Origin of the sequence: Paenibacillus sp. V4I7 (assembly GCF_030817275.1) — a bacterium.
In the GTDB taxonomy this organism is placed as follows: Bacteria; Bacillota; Bacilli; order Paenibacillales; family NBRC-103111; genus Paenibacillus_E.
Genome location: NZ_JAUSZD010000002.1, coordinates 2,311,020 through 2,330,149, shown reverse-complemented (window position 1 = coordinate 2,330,149; position 19,130 = coordinate 2,311,020). Strand labels below are relative to the sequence as shown.

At 44.9% G+C, this 19,130-nt stretch carries 20 protein-coding genes; 5 read left to right on the top strand and 15 right to left on the bottom strand.

Features of this window, described 5'->3' with window-relative positions:
- Positions 1-104: 104 nt before the first annotated feature.
- Positions 105-398, bottom strand: a complete 294-nt coding sequence (locus QFZ80_RS11660; RefSeq protein ID WP_307442137.1) for a hypothetical protein — start codon at positions 396-398, stop codon at positions 105-107.
- Positions 399-475: 77 nt separating this feature from the next.
- Here QFZ80_RS11660 and QFZ80_RS11655 point away from each other — a divergent pair, with 77 nt between their 5' ends.
- Positions 476-1,078, top strand: a complete 603-nt coding sequence (locus QFZ80_RS11655; RefSeq protein ID WP_307442135.1) for a nitroreductase family protein — start codon at positions 476-478, stop codon at positions 1,076-1,078.
- Positions 1,079-1,182: 104 nt separating this feature from the next.
- Here the strand turns inward: QFZ80_RS11655 and QFZ80_RS11650 are convergent, their stop codons facing one another.
- Genes QFZ80_RS11650 through QFZ80_RS11640 form a run of 3 tightly spaced genes read right to left on the bottom strand, consistent with a single transcriptional unit; the run spans position 1,183 to position 3,997 of the window.
- Complete coding sequence (locus tag QFZ80_RS11650; RefSeq protein WP_307442134.1) at positions 1,183-2,178, bottom strand: metal-dependent hydrolase; 996 nt, start codon at positions 2,176-2,178, stop codon at positions 1,183-1,185.
- Between the two features lie 35 nt (positions 2,179-2,213).
- Positions 2,214-3,206, bottom strand: coding sequence for a lysophospholipid acyltransferase family protein (locus tag QFZ80_RS11645; RefSeq protein ID WP_307442132.1), 993 nt, complete (start codon positions 3,204-3,206; stop codon positions 2,214-2,216).
- A 20-nt stretch (positions 3,207-3,226) separates the two neighbouring features.
- Entirely contained in the window at positions 3,227-3,997 is a 771-nt protein-coding gene (locus QFZ80_RS11640; protein ID WP_307558998.1) for a GNAT family N-acetyltransferase, read from the bottom strand.
- A 200-nt stretch (positions 3,998-4,197) separates the two neighbouring features.
- Between QFZ80_RS11640 and QFZ80_RS11635 the strand changes: the two genes are divergently transcribed.
- The gene (locus tag QFZ80_RS11635; protein ID WP_307558996.1) at positions 4,198-4,935 is read left to right on the top strand and encodes a class I SAM-dependent methyltransferase; all 738 of its coding nucleotides are present in this window, start codon (positions 4,198-4,200) and stop codon (positions 4,933-4,935) included.
- Between the two features lie 77 nt (positions 4,936-5,012).
- Here QFZ80_RS11635 and QFZ80_RS11630 read toward each other — a convergent pair whose 3' ends face one another.
- Together QFZ80_RS11630 and QFZ80_RS11625 are read right to left on the bottom strand one after the other, a co-directional pair.
- Positions 5,013-5,702 (bottom strand): LrgB family protein, encoded by a 690-nt coding sequence (locus tag QFZ80_RS11630; protein ID WP_307546524.1) that lies wholly within the window; start codon positions 5,700-5,702, stop codon positions 5,013-5,015.
- Entirely contained in the window at positions 5,692-6,042 is a 351-nt protein-coding gene (locus QFZ80_RS11625) for a CidA/LrgA family protein (protein ID WP_307546526.1), read from the bottom strand. The genes QFZ80_RS11630 and QFZ80_RS11625 overlap by 11 nt, the downstream gene beginning before the upstream one ends.
- 134 nt (positions 6,043-6,176) lie before the next feature.
- Here QFZ80_RS11625 and tlp point away from each other — a divergent pair, with 134 nt between their 5' ends.
- The gene (gene tlp, locus QFZ80_RS11620; protein ID WP_057302361.1) at positions 6,177-6,392 is read left to right on the top strand and encodes a small acid-soluble spore protein Tlp; all 216 of its coding nucleotides are present in this window, start codon (positions 6,177-6,179) and stop codon (positions 6,390-6,392) included.
- Between the two features lie 45 nt (positions 6,393-6,437).
- Here tlp and rnz read toward each other — a convergent pair whose 3' ends face one another.
- Both rnz and metH read right to left on the bottom strand, forming a co-directional pair.
- Positions 6,438-7,367, bottom strand: coding sequence for a ribonuclease Z (gene rnz, locus QFZ80_RS11615; RefSeq protein WP_307546529.1), 930 nt, complete (start codon positions 7,365-7,367; stop codon positions 6,438-6,440).
- A gap of 104 nt (positions 7,368-7,471) precedes the next feature.
- A complete protein-coding gene (gene metH / locus QFZ80_RS11610) occupies positions 7,472-10,909 on the bottom strand; it encodes a methionine synthase (RefSeq protein WP_307546530.1) in 3,438 nt (1,145 codons plus the stop codon).
- A 219-nt stretch (positions 10,910-11,128) separates the two neighbouring features.
- On the opposite strand from metH, the gene QFZ80_RS11605 reads away from it, so the two are divergent.
- The gene (locus tag QFZ80_RS11605) at positions 11,129-11,671 is read left to right on the top strand and encodes a 1,2-dihydroxy-3-keto-5-methylthiopentene dioxygenase (protein WP_307546531.1); all 543 of its coding nucleotides are present in this window, start codon (positions 11,129-11,131) and stop codon (positions 11,669-11,671) included.
- Positions 11,672-11,747: 76 nt separating this feature from the next.
- On the opposite strand, the gene QFZ80_RS11600 is transcribed toward QFZ80_RS11605, so the two are convergent.
- The 3 genes from QFZ80_RS11600 to QFZ80_RS11590 form a co-directional block, all read right to left on the bottom strand.
- Entirely contained in the window at positions 11,748-12,539 is a 792-nt protein-coding gene (locus tag QFZ80_RS11600) for an HAD family hydrolase (RefSeq protein ID WP_307555554.1), read from the bottom strand.
- Positions 12,540-12,582: 43 nt separating this feature from the next.
- Complete coding sequence (locus QFZ80_RS11595; RefSeq protein WP_047677001.1) at positions 12,583-12,765, bottom strand: DUF896 domain-containing protein; 183 nt, start codon at positions 12,763-12,765, stop codon at positions 12,583-12,585.
- Between the two features lie 141 nt (positions 12,766-12,906).
- Entirely contained in the window at positions 12,907-13,314 is a 408-nt protein-coding gene (locus QFZ80_RS11590; protein ID WP_307546534.1) for a LysM peptidoglycan-binding domain-containing protein, read from the bottom strand.
- Positions 13,315-13,462: 148 nt separating this feature from the next.
- Here QFZ80_RS11590 and lexA point away from each other — a divergent pair, with 148 nt between their 5' ends.
- Positions 13,463-14,080: a transcriptional repressor LexA gene (gene lexA, locus QFZ80_RS11585; RefSeq protein WP_047676998.1), complete on the top strand. Its 618-nt coding sequence runs from the start codon at positions 13,463-13,465 to the stop codon at positions 14,078-14,080.
- A 573-nt stretch (positions 14,081-14,653) separates the two neighbouring features.
- Here the strand turns inward: lexA and QFZ80_RS11580 are convergent.
- The 4 genes from QFZ80_RS11580 to QFZ80_RS11565 form a co-directional block, all read right to left on the bottom strand.
- The gene (locus QFZ80_RS11580) at positions 14,654-15,892 is read right to left on the bottom strand and encodes an aminopeptidase (RefSeq protein ID WP_307564094.1); all 1,239 of its coding nucleotides are present in this window, start codon (positions 15,890-15,892) and stop codon (positions 14,654-14,656) included.
- 110 nt (positions 15,893-16,002) lie between these two features.
- Positions 16,003-17,343, bottom strand: a complete 1,341-nt coding sequence (glnA, locus tag QFZ80_RS11575; RefSeq protein ID WP_307546536.1) for a type I glutamate--ammonia ligase — start codon at positions 17,341-17,343, stop codon at positions 16,003-16,005.
- A 40-nt stretch (positions 17,344-17,383) separates the two neighbouring features.
- Entirely contained in the window at positions 17,384-17,794 is a 411-nt protein-coding gene (locus QFZ80_RS11570) for a MerR family transcriptional regulator (RefSeq protein WP_047676992.1), read from the bottom strand.
- Between the two features lie 95 nt (positions 17,795-17,889).
- Positions 17,890-19,110: a methionine gamma-lyase family protein gene (locus tag QFZ80_RS11565; RefSeq protein WP_373460395.1), complete on the bottom strand. Its 1,221-nt coding sequence runs from the start codon at positions 19,108-19,110 to the stop codon at positions 17,890-17,892.
- Positions 19,111-19,130 lie beyond the last annotated feature (20 nt).

The following is a 19,130-nucleotide window of genomic DNA, read 5'->3' as shown; positions in this document are numbered from 1 at the left end:
AAAAAAGCCCCATTTATTTACTAGGGCCTCATTTTGTTTAACCTACTATTCATTTTTTTGCTTCGGTTTCCCGCCGCAGCCTTACAGAATATACGTTCGTATGTCTACATGAGATCGGATGAATCATCATAATCATACCGAATTCCTTCATGTTCTATGGTTGCCTGTTGAGCATTGACGGTGAGCGCCTGCTCCACATTCTCTTGCATTTTGAGCAAAACTTCATGATAATCTCTTGAACGATGCTCTTCCCTATCATGTTTCATCGCTGTTCTTAGCGCTCTTTCAATTATAATAACATCATGACTAGTAAAATTCACGGTTTCTCGCACCTCTTCTTGGTCCATCATTTCATAACCACTAGTTTTTCCATAATCATGAAAAACCATACCGTTCAAGAGGATTTTCAGAAACTCGTAATCGACTTTGAAATCAGGTAATATAAGGAAGATTACAAAATAAGGAGGAATTTATCGTGACAACTTCTTTACCTGCTGAAGTCGAATCCAATCGTCAACCTGACCACGAAATCAACCCTCAATTCCTAACACGTTGGTCGCCACGCTCCTTTACCGATCAAGAAGTGACAGAAGATGTTCTCCTTAGTCTTTTTGAAGCCGCAAGGTGGGCACCTTCCGGAAGCAACTTGCAGCCATGGCGCTTCATTATTGCCCGCACACCTGAACAGCGAGCTAAATTTCACAACTTCATTATGCCGGTCAACCGGGAATGGTGCGAAAAAGCCCCCGTCCTCACCCTTGTCATTTCACATACCAAAACGCCTAAAGGCGGCGATAACCCAAGTCACGCGTTCGATGCTGGTACAGCTTGGGGTTACCTCGCTCTAGAAGCCAACAATCAAGGTCTAATCACTCACGCCATGGGCGGATTCGATCGGAATCAAGCCCGCGAAGCCCTTCAAATCCCTGAAGAGTACGATATTCATGCTGTGATCGTCATTGGTTACCGCGGCCCTGTTGAAGCTCTCGACGAGAAGTTCCAAGAGCGCGAAATCCCATCAGGCAGACGAGAGTTAAGCGAGCTTTTATACGGTGGAGAATTTGGTCAGACGCTTTAAGTTTATGAAAAAAGAACACTTCATCACGAGTGTAAAATACCGTGTCATGAGGTGTTCTTTCTTTTTATATGAATATTCAACCTTATCCATTCATTTCAAATCTATCAAACATACGGCGGGTCCCAAGCCTTCTTATCCCAACCGAGCGTGTCGCTGACCACGTTCATGTCCCGGTCCAGCAGCACATTGACGCCGAAAGGGAGCTTACGTTTATGCCAGAATCGCACATCGCGCCACTGCACCTCATAACCATCGTTCTTCTCTTTCCAACACACGTGAATCCGTTGTGCGAAGTGCAAGAAGGCACGAACACCATCCGTGGCCATGGTTGCCTGAACAATAGGATGTGAATCGTTCTGATTGTAATCCGCTTTACTATACTCCTCCTGAATCAATACGTGACCATGTCGGATCTCACCTAGATAGAAACATGTGTCATCCTCAAGTACGAATTGCCATTGAAACCAACTGAGGCTAGGAATGAGATGACAGATGCCATCTGCGAGGTTCAATTTACTTTTTACGAGCTTAACGAAACGATTGCGCTGCGAGGTTCTTATTGCAATATAGAAGAAGGTTGCCGCATATATCAAAGCGAATACCTCTCCGATATGGCTGCCACCATTTCCTTGCCAGATGAACAACCATAGTAGGACACCAAGGCCATGAAGAACAAATAAGAATGGTTCATAGAGACAGAGGGTGTCGAGATGGAACCATTTCTGCGAAAATGGACGGAAGCACTGGACGCCATACACATTGAACAAATCTAGAAATACGTGGAACATTACAGCTGCAAAAGTCCATAGATATAAGCTAATCAGATGCTCCCATACACCAAACAAGGCAGCAAGGGGCAAACTTAGAAGGATGGGCCAAATGAACAAAGCCGGCAACGAATGTGTGATCCCTCGATGAACGCGAACATAGTTCGCATATCCTCTCAGACGTGCAAAGGTGTCAAAATCAGGGGCATGCGAACCAATGAGTGTTCCTGCAAGTATGGCATGGGCCAGCGCTGGTTCCTGTGCAACGGCCGGTTCCAAACATGCCAATCCCGCTAACGTGACGCCGAACAATAAGTGGCTTCCAGTGTCCATGTGTCGATCACCAATCCTTTTGGTCGTTGTGTGAGTCATCCTGCTGCTTCCGTAGTCAAATCTATACTTCCGATCACATCGTTACTTGTGTTATTAGCAGCTGATGATGGGACCTTCTCCCACCGTTCATGAACATTAAACCAATAAAACCATGCCGAAGGCTGCTCACGGATCACACGCTCCATGAACGCATTCAAAAGCAAGTTTGCCTCTGCACGTTCTGAACGTCCTGAACGTCCTGTACGCTCAAATTGTTCGTGTAAATGCATAGGAGATCCAAAAACTAACCGATGTTTAAACCCTTTGACGCGATATCCATAGAAAGGTACAACTGGCACTTGATGCTCTAGCGCTAACATGGCTGCACCTTCAGGTGTACGAGTCAGTCGGCCAAATAACCTCGATAAAGGAAATGTCGGTCTCCAGAAGTCACCGAGGATGAAAATAACTCCGCCGCTCTGCACGTGCTTTTTCAATGTACGATACAGCTCCAACGGGGGGACACTGTCGTAATCTAAGCCATTACAACCCATAGCGGCAAACTTCATATATAGAGGTTTAAGTTCAGGACTTCCAGCTGAAGCCACTGTTAAGCAATCGAACTTCTGAGTCAAATACCAATAATAGTTGAAAAAGTTGCCAACATGAGGTGCATAAACAATGAATCCCTTACCCTCCGCTTGATGCTGTGCTTCTTGTAGATGTTCCTCACCTTGCACATTAAAGTGACTAGCATAAAGCTTTTTCAACCGAACAGAAAGGAAAAGAATTTCATAAAGTGTATACACGACATTTTGAACATAATGCTTGGAAATAGCCTTTAATGAACTCTTAGGCATTTCACCTAGTAAGTCTATTAAATTGTGTTCCACTCGCTTTAGAAACCCTTTTCGGAATACCCGATAAAGCACAAACGCTAACATAGAACAAGCAGCCGACATCATCCACATGGGATAAACACAGAGCACTCTCTCGATGCGATGCAGCCTACGTTCATTCAACGTCAGCTTGGCAATCCATTCATACAAGGTAAGTCCTCCTTACCTGCTTAAGTAGTCAGAAAGTGGCGTTTATAACGACGTGTAACCCGATCTTTTTGTAAAATAATAAAGAAATCTACGGTCTCAAATAGCTCATCATATGCCGGGTCTCCGCCAATCTCCGCTCCGAGCCATTGATAGCCTTTCATCAGAGGCGGCAGTTTACGGAACAGCTCTTTTTCATTGCTATCGATTTCCATTCGAGTAAGGCCAGGGATTCGATGCGTAGCAAGTGGTTCAATACCGAATCGGTCTGTTATCACTTGCTTCTGGCGCAGCATCGAGTAGATCAAATTGAGTTCCTCCAAATTGCCCACATGCACACTCGCACAACCAATTAAATGCGTATAATTCCGCTCGCTAATATAACCAGCAATGCCTTCCCAAAGGAGTTGAATCGCTTTTCCACCACGATATTCGGGAGCAATACAGCTCCGTCCAAGCTCCAGCGTTTGACTTTTCAAATCTGAATAGGCCGTAAGATCAAATTCAGTTTCGGAATAGAACCCGATCCCGTTCAAAGCTCGATCCCCAGGAAGCAACCGATAAGTACCGATCACTTGCTCGGTTTCGATGTCTTTCACAATGAGATGGTCACAGTAAGCATCGTAGACGTCTTGCTCAAGCCCCTGCTCATTCAGCATCCTCATGTTTTTCTCTTCCTCAACGAACACTTGATACCTAAGTCGCATAGCCTGCTCAATCTCTTGTGCGCTGCTTGCAAGCTTAACCGACAGCTTGGCATGCTGGGGCGCCGTATTCAGAAGTGGTCCACTCATCTTCCTCACGCCTTTCAACTGGAGTCTAATAACTCAAGGTTAGCAGAGGATTATTAAGTGTTCGTTTTCGTGTTATTAAGAATTTGTAATATTTCGTGAATGACGCACCAAAAAAACGTCATTATCCTTGTTTAGATATCGATGACTTGAGGTATATAAACGTATACAGAACTTTCTATTTCAGAAGCGGAGGTATCCTCATGAACAAAGCTCGATTACAACGTATTCGTGAAGAAGAAAAGCAATATCATGAAGATTGCTTCGAGCAGCATCGCCTTTATAACAAGGGATCATGGCTGGACAAGCCCATTCCGCTGATCATGGAGCTTGTAAAGCTGATTGACCATAAGCACCCGCTTTCCATTCTGGACTTGGGCTGCGGGGTAGGACGCAATAGTATTCCTCTGGCGCAATGGCTCAAGTCATCTTTGGGCCATGTTCATGGTGTAGATTTGCTTGATTTGGCTTTAGAGAAACTGCACACCTATAGCAAAGAGTTTCGCGTAGAGCATTTGATCAGTACCGAACAAGCAGATATTAGCACGTATAAGATCCCGCCAAATAGCTACGATTATATCCTTGCTGCCTCTAGCCTGGAGCACGTAAAATCCGACACTGCTTTTAAACAAGTGCTCCGAAGGATGGCCGAGGGCACCAAGCCAGGTGGCATTAACTTTATCTTGATGAATACGAATATTGAAGAATTCAACCGTCAAACGGGCAGAAAGCGTGAAACGCTAATCGAAGTTGTCATGCCGAAAGAGAATGCCCTGGCGATCCTTCAAGCGAATTACGAGGGCTGGGAACAGCTTCATCTCTCAGACACACCGATGCGTCTGGATATTACAAGACATGAGGTTCCTGTTATACTCCAAGCAGATAGTCTTACTTATGTGGTAAAGCAGCCTAATAAAAGTAGGATGCCCCCTCCTTACTGACGAACAATCAGCATATTTAGGGTGTAAAAAAAGAACAGAGCTCTTATAACGAGCTCTGTTCCTCCATATGCACGGCACTATTTTAACCACATATAAATGGGTATAAATAATATCGAAGTCATAATCCCACAAATCCCCATGGATAATCCAGCAAATCCTCCCTGCTGTTCAGAATCCTTGAATACTTTGGCTGTTCCAATACCATGAGCGGCTGTTCCAATTGCTATGCCTATCGAGATATCATCTCTAATTCTAAACCAACTCAAGATCCGAGTACCAAACATACTGCCCAGCAGCCCAGTTAAAGTGGTTAATACCGCTGTTAATTCAGGAATCGCGCCTAATCGCGCGGCTATTTCGATTGAGATCGCCGAGCTTACCGATTTGGGAAGCATACTTAGGATAATGGAATGACTTCCTCCTAATAACCCCACAATAGCGGCACTTGCTGCAATGCCCGTAATTGAACCCGCTAAAACACTTATCAAGACACGCGCCAAATTTCTACGTATTAATTCTCTGTATTTGTAAAGAGGTACGCCTAACGCAACGGTTGCAGGCCCTAATAAAAGCGTTAGCACGTCAGCACCTCGTTTAAAGTCCTCATAAGGAATACGAAAACTGACTAGTACAATGATAATGAACCCCGTACAACTAAAAAGAGGATGCATAAACCGCCATCGTTGGTACAACAAATTGGCTAACGCATAGCTAATCACACTTAGAGTAAGACCAAACAATGGATTCTGCAGTATGCTATTTCCCATATTTGGTACTCTCCTGTCCTAACTTTGACGATACCCAACCCGTTACTACAAGAACAGCCAGCGTTGCACCTAGAGTCCCGCCGCAAATAGCAAGCCAATTAGCTCCTATGATCGGAATATAGGCAAGAACGCCAACCGTAAAAGGAATAAAAAAGAGCATCATATGCCTCGTCAACAGTGAAGCCGCTACTTCCACCCAAGACAGCTTTACAAGTTTAGTGAACAAAGCCGCGGTAAAAAGAATGAGCCCGATCACGTTGCCTGGTAGCGGCAGGTGTAGGCTCAACTGAATCACATAACCTAAAAAATTAAAGCCTAGTAATATAGCAAAACCGAGCATAAAAATTCTCCATTCCAGCTGCGAGCAGCACTATCCTGAGTCTCTGTAATGATTTCAGTGAATAATCTGATTGACCTTGTGGAATTGTATAACAGGATGTCAATCTATCGCCTCAAAGGGAGGGAAGAAATACTATGGCAAAGCCAGACAATCGCGAAGATAATCCAGCTCGTTTGCAGAACGCCATCGATCATACGATAGCCAATCTGCACGAAGCTGAGGACTACTTGGACGAACATGCTGATGAAATAACTGCCGAGGAAAAACAAAGCATCGAATCCAAGAATGAACGCCGCAAAGAAAGCATCAGCGGCTTCATCGAGGAGAAAAAAGACGAATCGAACAGATAAGAAAAGTGAGAAGCCCCTTCCATAATTGGATGAGGCTTTTTTTCTTTACCCTTTGCGCGGTACTTCAAAGCTCCAGAAATCCTTAGCTATGTAGCTATTACTGTGAATCTCCTGAGCCTCCTGCAAAAGCTCCATTACGGCATCCCCCTGATAGCGCGAGCTAATATGTGTCATGATCAGCGTATTCGCTCCCGCTTCCTGAGCAGTTCTTGCCGCGTCAATTGAAGTGGCATGATCAAACGAATACGCAAGCTCCTGCTTATCCATGGCGAATGTAGCCTCGTGCACAAGCACATCAGCGCCGCGTGCTAAGTGCTGAGCCCCGTTGCAATAACGCGTATCACCAAGAATTACAACGATGCGTCCGGGTATCGGCGCACCTAGATAATCAGTTCCATGAAGCGTACGACCATCCTCCAACTGGACGGATTGACCTTGCTTCAATTTACCATAAATCGGACCTGCCGGTATGCCGAGTTCCGTTAGTTTTTCCTGCATAAGCTTGCCAGGTTGATCCTTCTCTACGATCCTGAAACCAAAGCATTCGATACGATGCTCTAGTCGTGCCGTCTCGACTTGGAAGCTTTCATCTTCGAAAATCAGACCTTCTTCCTCGATTTCCACGATCTGCAGCATATACGTTAAGTGAGCCCCGCTTACTGAGAGGGCTGTCTCAACAAAACTCTTAAGACCCCGGGGTCCATATAGCGTAAGAGGTGTATCTCCTCCTAGATAGGAACGACTCGTTAACAAACCAGGCAGACCGTACAAATGATCCCCATGCAGATGCGTGATGAAAAGCATCTCCGTTCGCCCCAATTTCACTGGAGAGTTCAGAATCTGCTGTTGCGTCCCTTCTCCACAGTCGAACAGCCAGTAGGTTCCACGTTCATCCAGCAGGTTTAAAGCTATTGAGGTAACATTTCGTTGTTTGGAAGGCATTCCCGCCCCCGTACCCAAAAAATACAAGTCCACGATCTAAACTCCATTCTATCTAAAATCACGATGCCAAAATGGAAAGCGAGGACGCCGACGAACCATGTAGTTCGCACAAGTGCCTCGCTTTATACATAAACTTTCTATCCTACGTTGAAGTAACGAGCTTCCTTATGGGCAAATACGATCGCTGAAACCGACGCCTCAGGCTCCATCATGAACGACTCCGTTAACTCCACGCCAATATCCTCTGGCTTCAATAGGTTGAACAATTTCGCTTGGTCCTCGAGATTCGGACATGCCGGGTAACCGAAGGAGAACCGTTGCCCGACATATTTGGCCCCAAATCTCTCCTGCATTGTCATATCTACGCGATCGGCTATCCCCCATACATCTCGCATGATGTGATGAATCCGCTCGGCAAATCCTTCTGCCATTTCCAGTGCCGTAGCCTGAAGGGCATGGGATTTCAAATAATCCCCTTTATCCCGCCATTCTTTAGCCAATTCATTAATATCATGCCCTGCCGTAACCAGTAAGAAACCGACGTAATCCATTTGCCCGCTTTCTACTGACTTAAGGTAGTCGGATAAGCAAAGATATGGTTCTTTATCTTGACGCGGGAAAGTGAAGGTTTCAAGCACTTTACTGTGATCCTGCGGGTCATACACGATAACATCGTTACCGCTGGACTGTGCTGGGAAGAAACGGTACATCCCGTGGGCTTTGATAATCCCATTATGCTGTGCAGCATATAGAATTGAATCCACTGTATCCTTCAGCTGAAGGGCTTTCGAATCTTTGTCGCTAAGCAGCTGCTCTACTTTACCTTTCAAACCAAGATGATGTCCAAGCAGCATCTGCATGTTGACATAAGGCATCAAATGGCTAATCGGGTACTCTCTCATGATATGTCGCTCAGTATCCTGCGGCACTTGAACAGGTAGATCCTTGGATACAGCAGACGAACTCACACGTGTGAGCTGCGGCAGTTTCTCTTCCTTCTTACTGGTATCCATCACATCGGACTCCAGGCTCTCTCTCAGCTCCTGAATGAGTCGCTTGCGCTGCTCAGGATCACTTAACCGGTTGGCGATATCTAAACCGTCCATCGCATCCTTCGCGTACAGAACAACACCCTCATATTCAGGCTGAATACGCGTTTTGGTGAATTTACGTGTTAGTGCAGCACCACCAACCAAAATCGGCACATCCACACCTGCTGTGCGTAAATCTTGAGCCGTAATCACCATTTGCTGAGCCGATTTCACAAGTAATCCAGATAAACCAATCGCGTCCGGCAGCTCTCTTCGATAGGCTTCGATGATTTGATCTGGTGGTACTTTGATCCCGAGATTAATAATTTTGTAGCCATTATTCGAAAGGATGATTTCGACGAGATTTTTACCGATATCGTGTACATCACCTTTGACGGTTGCTAGAATAATTTTCCCCTTAACCGCTGTTTCGGATTTCTCCATGAATGGTTCCAAGTAATTAACTGAAGCCTTCATTACTTCCGCACTTTGTAAAACCTCAGCCACAATCAGTTCATTCCCATTAAAGAGGCGTCCAACTTCCTCCATCCCCTTCATGAGCGGCCCGTTGATGACTTCAAGCGGCGAATAAGTCTGTAAAGCAATTTCCAAATCAGGGATCAGTCCTTCCTTGGTCCCCTCCACGACATAAGAGCCGAGTCTTTCTTCCAGAGACAGATTCGAAATCTTCTCTTTCTTCTCCACTTTTTTCTCACGGAAATGGGCAACGAATTGCGCCAGTGTCTCATCATTCGTATTGTAAATAAGCTCTTCAGCTAATTGACGTTCTGTATCCGGGATGGAAGCATAACGCTCCAGCTTTTCTGTATTCACAATGGCATAATCTAAGCCTGCCTTCGTACAATGATACAGATAGACGGAATTCAGCACTTCACGCCCAGCATCCGGTAAACCGAAGGAGATATTACTTAACCCTAGAATTGTTTTGGCTTTAGGATACTTTTCTTTAATCAGCTTGATGCCCTCAATCGTCTCTACGGCGGAACCGATATACTGCGGATCTCCAGAGCCTACTGGGAACATATTAGGATCAAATATGATATCCTCGGGATTCATGCCATACTTCTGAGTCAAAAGCTCGTAAGACCGCGTCGCGACTTCGATCTTCGCTTCACGCGAAACCGCTTGGCCTCGTTCATCAATGAGAATACAAACAACGGCAGCCCCGTAACGTTTGATTAAAGGTAAAATGCCTTCGAACTTCGTTTCACCATCCTCCAAGTTAATGGAGTTAATGATCGCCTTGCCTTGGGAGTACCTAAGTCCAAGCTCAATGATGTGGTCATATGTCGAGTCAATCATTAACGGAACCTTGACTTTCTTCACAACCTGCTGCATAAACTCTTCAACGGCATAAGCTTCGTCAATGTCTGTATCTTGCAAGTTAATATCTATAACGTGAGCGCCGTTCTTAACTTGATTACGTGCAATCTCAGAGCCTTCTTCAAACTTACCTTCTTTAATAAGACGTTTGAATTTTCGTGAACCTGAAATATTGGTCCGTTCGCCAACCATGATCGGACGGTTTTCTGGCTCGATAAATAACGTTTCAATCCCTGAGACAGCAGGTAAATGCGAACCATATTGCGTTCTTGGCTTATACTGAGATAGTGTCTCTGCCATTGCACGAATGTGATCCGGCGTTGTCCCACAGCACCCACCGGCAATATTGAGCCAGCCTTGCTCTGCAAAACCAGCCATCTTTTTAGCCAATGATTCAGGAGACTCGTGGTAATGTCCGTTCTCATCCGGCAAACCGGCATTCGGATAACAACTAATCGCTGTTTCAGCAATATCAGACAACGTTCGGATATGATCCCTCATAAATTCAGGACCTGTAGCACAGTTCAGACCCATTGAAATAGGCTTCAAATGCTCCAAGGAAATATAGAAGGATTCAATATTTTGACCGGCTAATGTTGTGCCCATCGGTTCAATGGTACCCGAGATCATAATCGGAAGTTCAACACCCAATGTTTCATATGCTCTGCGAATTCCGATACTGCCTGCTTTGACGTTCAGAGTATCTTGGGAAGTTTCCAAAAGAAGTGCATCCACGCCCGCTTCAACAAGAGCTAAAGCTTGCTCGTAATAGCTCTCCTCTAGTTCAGCGAATGTTACTCCACCGGTTACCGACAACGTCTTTGTTGTAGGACCCATGGCACCAATAACATAACGAGGCCACTCTGGTGTCGAATATTTATTCGCTGCCTCGATAGCAATTTTAGCTGCAGCAAGATTTAACTCGCGATGTCGGTCTTGCAAATCATATTCCGCTAGTACCACACTCGTGGTCCCGAAAGTATTGGTTTCTATCATATCAGCGCCCGCGGCGAAGTAAGCTTCATGAATTTTGCGGATAACATCTGGCCGTGTAACACAAAGAATCTCATTACATCCGTCTAGATCATCGCTTCCGAAATCATCAGCGGTTAAGTTCTCTTGCTGAATCATTGTACCCATGGCACCATCTAGGATCATGATCTTTTTCTTAAGCTGCTCTTGAATCGGTGGTTTGGTCATTGCATGACTCCCTTTCAACTTATCCTAAAGCTATAGAGAATAAAAAAAACGACAATTTATGTTAAGATTTAGTGTAACAGAATCCGGCTTCTATGAAAAGAATTTGAATTATCATAATTTCCTATAGGCTTTATCGGAAATTCTTATGTACAACCATCGACAGCTAACTGTATTTCCACTATAATACAAGTATATTTACTTTAGAAAGAGGGATGCTGCGTGGCACAAATAAGAATACGCAATACGAATGAACGTATTGAAGGCGATGAGCAGGTCAAAGCCTTCTTGGATAGTCAAAATGTTGTTTATGAACATTGGGACGCTAACAAACTTCCGGAAACACTGCGTGAGAAATTCATTCTAAGTGATGAAGAGAAAGCTCAAATTATTAGTACTTATGAAGAAGAAATTCGTGATTTGGCTGCTAGACGCGGTTATGAAATTTGGGATGTCATCGCGCTTTCCGATTCAACGCCTAACATCGAAGAGCTCCTAAAGAAATTCGAACAGGTGCACACTCATACGGAAGATGAAATTCGCGCAATCGTTTCTGGCCGAGGGATTTTCATTATCAAATCCGAAAGCGAAGTTGGCTATTTTGATGTTGAACTTGAACCAGGCGATGTGATCTCAGTTCCTGAGAACACGAACCATTTCTTCACACTTATGGATAATCGTGAAATCGTTGCAGTTCGTCTCTTCATCGAAAAAGATGGCTGGGTTGCTTATAACATTGATGATCCCGAATTTACTAAAGCTTAATTCTATTATATGAAAAATAAACCCAACAGCGCTGGACTTATTGTCCTACAGCCGTTGGGTTTTTGTTTATTCACTGTTATCCGTTCGAAATAATCGGCAAAATATCATGAAGACGGGAAACCTCATACACAGGAACGATCTCATCTCCACTTTGAAGCCCATGATGATTAATCCAAATATTGCGCATTCCTACACGGCCAGAACCAAGGATATCGGTTGTCAATTTATCTCCGATCATGATTCCTTCCTCTGCTTCTATCCCAAGTAGTCCCATTGCATAGTTGAAAATAGATGTCGCTGGCTTACCTACACCAAATTCACCGGAGATCACAATATGATCAAAGTAGGCTGCGATATTTGGGACACCTGCTAATTTTTCCTTTTGCAAATCGGGCGAGCCATTCGTTAATAACAACAATTGATAGCTGCCTTTCAAAGCATCTAATACTCGGAACGTTTCCTCATAGACGTAAGGACGGCGTCGACGTTCTGCTGGAAATAGTTCTCCAAGCTTATACCCGAGCTCACGATCCTCTATCCCCAACGCCGTAAGCCCTCTTGTCCAAGATTCCGTACGATATCCTGGAGCTAGTTTCTCAAGCTTACGAAAGTTCTCATTCTCACCTTGTGTGAAATTTGCCCATAAGCCTTCGAAGGGATTAATCCCAATCATTTTCGTAAATGCAAAGGTTTCAAAAGATTCATATAAAGAACGCGCTTCTTTGCGAACAGAAGCTTCCAATTCCTCGGGATTCACGGCTACATGCTTTGCAGCTTCAGCACATGTCGCTTCGAAAGCTTCCTGCACACTGCGATCATCCCAAAGAAGCGTATCATCTAAATCAAAAAGTACGGCTTTCAACGTCATCATTCATTTCCCCTTTTGAATGTTGTATCTATATGAGCAGCAATTACTCTTCGTCCGTAAACTTGATGGAATCAAGTTGAACTTTGAGATTGCCACGGAATGCTTCAATATACTTCTTTCTGAGTTCGTTACGTTCATCGATTTCCGCATCTGTTAAGCCAACTGTTTTCGCTTTACGAGCAAGCTCATTAATACGTTCGATATTCTGTTCCATGTTGTCACTCATAATGATCCTCCCAGTCAAAAATTCAATATGAGTACTACTTTGCCATCCCTATTAAGGAATGTCAAGAGACAACAAAAAGAGGCATAGGAACAAGTCCAAGCCTCATCATATTTAGAGTCTATTAAAAATAGTAAAGTGAAATTACGGAAGCAATAAAACCTGTCCTTCTTTCAGGGAGCTGGTGGTTAAATGATTGATTGTCTTTAATTCATGCATATAGGAACGCACGTTCTCATCGCTTTTTTTATGTGCAGAAGCAATATCCCATAGTGTGTCTCCTCGTTGAATAACGACTTGATCTTGTACGACTGCTTTCGGAGAAATGTTAAAAGGCGTCACGGAAACTGGGGTTGTTGCGTTTGCAGCCCCTTCCCCTGCATAGGCTTGAACCATAGCACCAAATGAAAACACAGTACCAAGAATAACTGCTAATAGAATGAAGCGTACAATCGCTTTTGTATAACTAGAATTAAATGTCATCCCTTTGGATGTGCTAGCAGATCTATGAGGTGCGTGTGTTGTGTTAGTGTTTGAATAAGCCATATACATGAATGATCATCTCCCAAACATTTGTTCTGGTATTAGAATAACACGAACACATGTTTGAGTCAACCCTTTTTCTCGAACTTATGTTTGTACGAACTCGGGTTCTATGTTATACTTTGGGTAATGATTCCCAGTATTGGAGTGATAACTATTGAGTAAGATTTCGCAGCGTCAACAAGCTATATTGGAATTCATTAAGAATGAAGTGAAAGATAAGGGGTACCCGCCTTCCGTTAGAGAAATCGGCGAGGCAGTCGGACTAGCTTCTAGTTCAACTGTACATGGGCATTTGGAGCGTCTTGAGAAGAAAGGTATGATTCGTCGAGATCCTACTAAGCCTCGTGCTATTGAAATTCTAGGTCTTGATGGTGCTGAAACGCATTTTGCGGTTTCTGTAGCTCGCGTACCTCTCGTTGGTAAAGTAACTGCCGGTGTGCCTATTACAGCAACAGAGAACATTGAAGACTACTTTCCACTTCCTGTCAGCATGGTAGGAGACAATAATGTGTTCATGCTTAGCGTCATGGGTGACAGTATGATCGAAGCCGGTATTCATAACGGCGATTATGTCATCGTAAAGCAGCAGCAAACCGCTAATAACGGAGACATTGTTGTTGCAATGACGGAAGATGATGAAGCAACGGTGAAACGCTTTTACAAGGAAAAGGATCATATTCGTCTTCAACCGGAGAACTCTGCTTTGCAGCCTATCCTCTTGAAACATGTTACGATACTAGGCCGTGTCATTGGTTTGTTCCGGGATATGTAATAGCCCTACAGCCCTTATTCTACATACAATACCAATGAGAAAGGACCGAGAGGACAATAGTCCCTCGGTCCTTTTCTATGTAAACAGCCTTTGTCGTATGAAGCAATGATCAGATGGATCAACTCAATAACGTAGAGGAGCAACAGATCCAAATATGGATTATCAAAAGTTTATCATATGAACCTTGTTCCCTACTTAACCAAGAAGGTTGAAGCGGATTCAGATAAGAGTCTTAATAGACTTCTATTACGTCTTTTAGATCGCATTTTACCTAAATAGAAGCTCCTATAGACTACACTTAGACATAATCCTCTAGTTGCTTCAATATAAAGAAATGGGGCTGTCCCAAAAGTAAAATTTACTCTTGGACAGCCCCTTAAGCCCTATAGACCTTCTGGGACATTCGAATCGATATTCAGAACGGAAAGCATCCTTCCTATACACATCACAATTTTGGACGGATTAGAAGTCTCTAGAGACTTCTATCTTCCGTCTTCCTTCTTCTATCTGCTCACTATCCCCTTAAATAAAACCAGAAGTACTTCCAACTTAGAAATTAATCTAAAATTTCAACTAAAATGCAAGCGCCCAATTTCCATGACGGAAAATCGGTTCAACGGTACCATCACCACGGACACCATCGATCTCAAGATCAGCGGTCCCGATCATAAAATCCACATGAATCAAACTGGTGTTCCCACCTCGAGTTTTCAGCTCTTCACTTGATAAAGATACTCCATCCTGCAAGTTGATCGGGTAGCAGCTTCCTAAGGCCAGGTGGCAGGATGCATTCTCGTCAATGCCCGTGTTGTAGAAAATGCGATCTAGATTTGAGATCGGCGAATCAAAAGGTACGAGCGCAACTTCTCCCAAATACCGTGCGCCCTCATCCATATCGAGCAACTTAGCTAGATGCTCATAGCCGACTTCTGCCTGATAATCCACAACTTTCCCGTCCTCGAACTTGAACGAAAACCGATCCACGAGCGCCCCATTCACATTTAATGGTTTGGTGCTCGACACAGTCCCATGAACACCTGTTCGCATAGGCATTGTAAAAACTTCCTCAGTCGGCATATTCGCCACGAAACGTATTCCACTTGCGTTCTCCGTATCACCGCCAAGCCAAATGTGGCCCTCCGGCAGTTCGACTCGCAAATCTGTTCCTGCCGCTCGATATTGAAGCGCCTCGTATTGCTTCTCATTTAACACGGTGCGAACGCGCTTCAATTGCTCCATATGAACTCGCCAAGCCGCAACCGGATCATCTTCATAAACGCGATTTATCCGGAAAATTGCCTCCCACATTGCATCGATCCGCTGGTCTTCAGGCAAATCAGAGTAGACTTTGGATGCCCACGCCACCGTAGGCGCTTTGATTAAACACCAGCTGAACTTACTTGTTCTCACATAGTGCTGATACTTTGCTCTAGCTGTAGCCATAGATTTGGATGCTCTAGAAATCATACTTGCATCAATACCCGCGTACAAATCAGGATCCGGAACTTTGATATTCAGCAATGCTCCACCGTTTTCTACAAAACGTTCTAACATACTCGTATACCACTCTGGATAGTAATCGAGAGCTTCCACATTGGCATATTCGAATCTACTGCGAGTAATCATATCATCCTGCCAGTGCACTTGGACAAAATTCGCCCCTGCCTCATAGGCTTTCTTTACGATAAGTCTAGTCAATTCTAGGGATTCTATCGGCGACTCTATCATCAGATCCTGCCCTTTGTGGAGGTTAACCCCTACTTTGACTACAAGTTCAGCATACTTTTCCAAATTAGTTTGAAAGTTGTCCAACATTCTCATGATCTCCTTCGCGTGAAAAAGCCCATCAGTTCAGAAACGTTCCTGAAGGCTGACGGGCTTGTCGTATCTAATTGTAGCATCAATATCAACGTGCTAAGCGATTAATAAAGGGACAGATATTGATCTCTTTCCCATTGGTGAACTTGTGTGCGATACATATCCCACTCGATTTCTTTAAGCTCATAGAAATGAGCCAACGCGTGTTCGCCAAGTGTATCGCAAATCACGTCATTGCGAAGCAGCTCGTCCAATGCTTGTTTCAAGTTCAATGGCAAAGTAGGAATGCCATCGCTCTCTCTTTCCTCTTCAGTCATCACATATATGTTACGATCAGTAGGAGGAGGAAGCTGCATTTTGTTCTTAATGCCATCCAGTCCGGCAGCAAGCATAACAGCAAGTGCCAAGTAAGGATTAGCAGCCGGATCCGGGTTACGAACTTCAACGCGAGTGCTTAAACCGCGGGATGCTGGAATACGGATCATCGGACTACGGTTACTTGCCGACCATGCTACATATACAGGCGCTTCATAACCAGGCACGAGACGTTTGTATGAGTTAACAGTAGGGTTCGTAATCGCAGCAAAAGAACGTGCATGACGAAGTACACCCGCCATATATTGTCTAGCCACATTACTTAAGCCTAATTTATCGTTTTCTTCATAAAAAGCATTCACATCACCTTTAAATAAGGATTGGTGACAGTGCATACCAGAACCGTTCATGCCGAACAAAGGTTTAGGCATAAAGGTCGCATGCAGACCATGCTGTCTAGCAACGGTTTTGACGACTAGCTTGAAGGTTTGAATTTGGTCAGCCGCTTTAATCGCATCTGCGTATTTAAAGTCGATTTCATGTTGACCTGGCGCTACTTCGTGGTGGGATGCTTCAATTTCAAAGCCCATCTCTTCAAGCGTCAACACGATATCGCGGCGGCAGTTTTCGCCCAAATCCATCGGAGCCAAATCGAAATAACCACCTTGGTCATTCAGTTCCGTAGTTGGATTGCCTTTTTCATCCGTTTTGAACAAGAAAAATTCTGGTTCTGGACCTACGTTCATAGCCGTAAAGCCCATTTCTTCGGCTTGTTTCAGCGCATTTTTCAAAATTGCACGCGGGTCTCCCGCGAACGGTCTGCCATCTGGCATATAAATATCACAGATTAAACGTGCTACTTTGCTCTCTGTTACCCATGGGAAAATAACCCATGTATCCAGATCAGGATACAAATACATATCAGACTCTTCAATACGCACATAACCCTCAATGGAAGAACCATCGAACATCATCTTGTTGTCGAGCGCTTTTTCGAGTTGGCTGTAAGGAATTTCTACGTTCTTGATGCTTCCCATCAAGTCTGTAAATTGCAAACGAATGAACCGAACATTTTCTTCTTTGGCAATGCGTAAGATGTCTTCTTTGGAAAAATTGTTGTTGTAGCTCACGTGTGCAGTCTCCTCTCAATTTACAAGCGATTAAGAAATGCTATTTATAAAATCGGGAAAGCTGACCTTGAATCAGGGAAACCTGATCAGGGCGTTTACCTCCGCCAATCAACTGCTGCTTAAGCATTTTGTGCAGTTGGGAGTCGGTTAATTCTTTACGTTTAACTTCTGTGTGCTCATTCAGTATTGTTGCATCTTCTGAATCCTTGTCGACAGGGATAAGAACCTGCTTGATCCCAGCGATGTTCACACCTTTTTCAATTAAATCTTTAATTTCTAGAAGACGTTCTACATCATTAAACGAATACAGACGTTGATTACCAGCTGTTCTAGCTGGAATAATAAGTTCATGCTGCTCATAGTAACGAATTTGTCTTGCAGTTAAATCTGTCAGCTTCATGACGATCCCGATCGGGAATAACGCCATATTTCTACGTATCTCATCACTCATGCTAATCACTCCTGGTCAGTAAATACCTCAATCTTATTGTACCTTTGTAACAAGAATGTGTCAAGGAGTGTCAGGTTTGTTCACAGTCTTATTTTTCACAACAATCCCTTGTCTTCCATATGTTGGATTGCTGTAAGTACCCCTAACTTACAGTGTGAGTAGGTGAGTCCGCCCTGCAAATACGCGATGTAGGGCTCACGAATCGGCGCATCTGCGGATAGCTCCAGACTGCCGCCTTGGATGAACGTCCCGGCTGCCATAATGACGGGGTGCTCATAGCCGGGCATATCCCACGGCTCCGGCACAACGTGCGAATCCACGGCAGCCGCCTTCTGGATGCCCTGCACGAACGTGATCAAGTGATCCGCCGACGTGAAGCGGATCGCTTGAATCAGATCCGTTCGCGGCGTCTGCGGGCGCGGATGGCTCTCGAAGCCCAGCTCTTCGAACACCGCGGCGGCGAAGATCGAGCCCTTGACGGCTTGCCCCACCAAGTGAGGGGCAAGGAAAAGCCCTTGAAACATCGCTCGCGTAGCGCCGAGCATGGCACCGACCTCGCCCCCAATACCGGGGGCGGTCAGTCTGTATGCGGCGAGCTCCACAAGGTCGCGCCGCCCGGCAATGTAGCCTCCGGATGGGGCGATACCGCCGCCGGGGTTCTTGATAAGCGAGCCGGCCATGAGATCGACGCCAACCTGCGTCGGCTCCTGCAGCTCGGTAAACTCGCCGTAGCAATTATCGACGAAGACGATCAGGGCCGGGTTCACTTCCTTGACGAATCGGACCATTTCTCCGATTTGCTCTACCGTGAACGAAGGCCGCCACGAGTAGCCGCGCGATCGCTGTATGCCGATCACCTTCGTGTTCGGCTGAATGGCAGCCGCGATGGCCGACCAGTCTGGAGCGCCTTCCTCCGTCAGCGCAACCTCGCTGTATGCGATGCCAAAGTCCTGCAGCGATCCCATACCGTCGCCAGGCTTGCCAATGACCTTATGCAACGTATCATAAGGCTTACCTGTTATGTAAAGTAGATGTTCGCCTGGTCGCAGAACACCGAACAAAGCTGTGCCAATCGTATGCGTACCTGAGACAAAGTGAGGACGTACGAGTGCTGCTTCTGCTCCCATTGCATCCGCATAAACAAGATCGAGCACCTCTCTGCCACGATCATTGTAGCCATAGCCTGTCGATGAAGCAAAGTGGTAATCACTTACCTTATGTTTTTGGAAAGCGCTAATCACTTTCCACTGATTAAGATCAATCGTTTTCTCTATCTGGCGAAAAGCGCTCTCTATCTGGCGTTCAGCGCTCTCCATTAATGCCATAACTTTATCCC

What these genes read in the sequence shown, in the direction of transcription:
- QFZ80_RS11650 (WP_307442134.1), bottom strand. Translation starts at nt 2,178, where the DNA reads ATGGACACTGGAAGCCACTTATTGTTCGGCGTCACGTTAGCGGGATTG.
- QFZ80_RS11640 (WP_307558998.1), bottom strand. Translation starts at nt 3,997, where the DNA reads ATGAGTGGACCACTTCTGAATACGGCGCCCCAGCATGCCAAGCTGTCG.
- QFZ80_RS11635 (WP_307558996.1), top strand. Translation starts at nt 4,198, where the DNA reads ATGAACAAAGCTCGATTACAACGTATTCGTGAAGAAGAAAAGCAATAT.
- QFZ80_RS11630 (WP_307546524.1), bottom strand. Translation starts at nt 5,702, where the DNA reads ATGGGAAATAGCATACTGCAGAATCCATTGTTTGGTCTTACTCTAAGT.
- QFZ80_RS11625 (WP_307546526.1), bottom strand. Translation starts at nt 6,042, where the DNA reads ATGCTCGGTTTTGCTATATTACTAGGCTTTAATTTTTTAGGTTATGTG.
- tlp (WP_057302361.1), top strand. Translation starts at nt 6,177, where the DNA reads ATGGCAAAGCCAGACAATCGCGAAGATAATCCAGCTCGTTTGCAGAAC.
- metH (WP_307546530.1), bottom strand. Translation starts at nt 10,909, where the DNA reads ATGACCAAACCACCGATTCAAGAGCAGCTTAAGAAAAAGATCATGATC.
- QFZ80_RS11600 (WP_307555554.1), bottom strand. Translation starts at nt 12,539, where the DNA reads ATGACGTTGAAAGCCGTACTTTTTGATTTAGATGATACGCTTCTTTGG.
- QFZ80_RS11595 (WP_047677001.1), bottom strand. Translation starts at nt 12,765, where the DNA reads ATGAGTGACAACATGGAACAGAATATCGAACGTATTAATGAGCTTGCT.
- QFZ80_RS11590 (WP_307546534.1), bottom strand. Translation starts at nt 13,314, where the DNA reads ATGTATATGGCTTATTCAAACACTAACACAACACACGCACCTCATAGA.
- QFZ80_RS11570 (WP_047676992.1), bottom strand. Translation starts at nt 17,794, where the DNA reads ATGAGTGATGAGATACGTAGAAATATGGCGTTATTCCCGATCGGGATC.
- QFZ80_RS11565 (WP_373460395.1), bottom strand. Translation starts at nt 19,110, where the DNA reads ATGGAGAGCGCTGAACGCCAGATAGAGAGCGCTTTTCGCCAGATAGAG.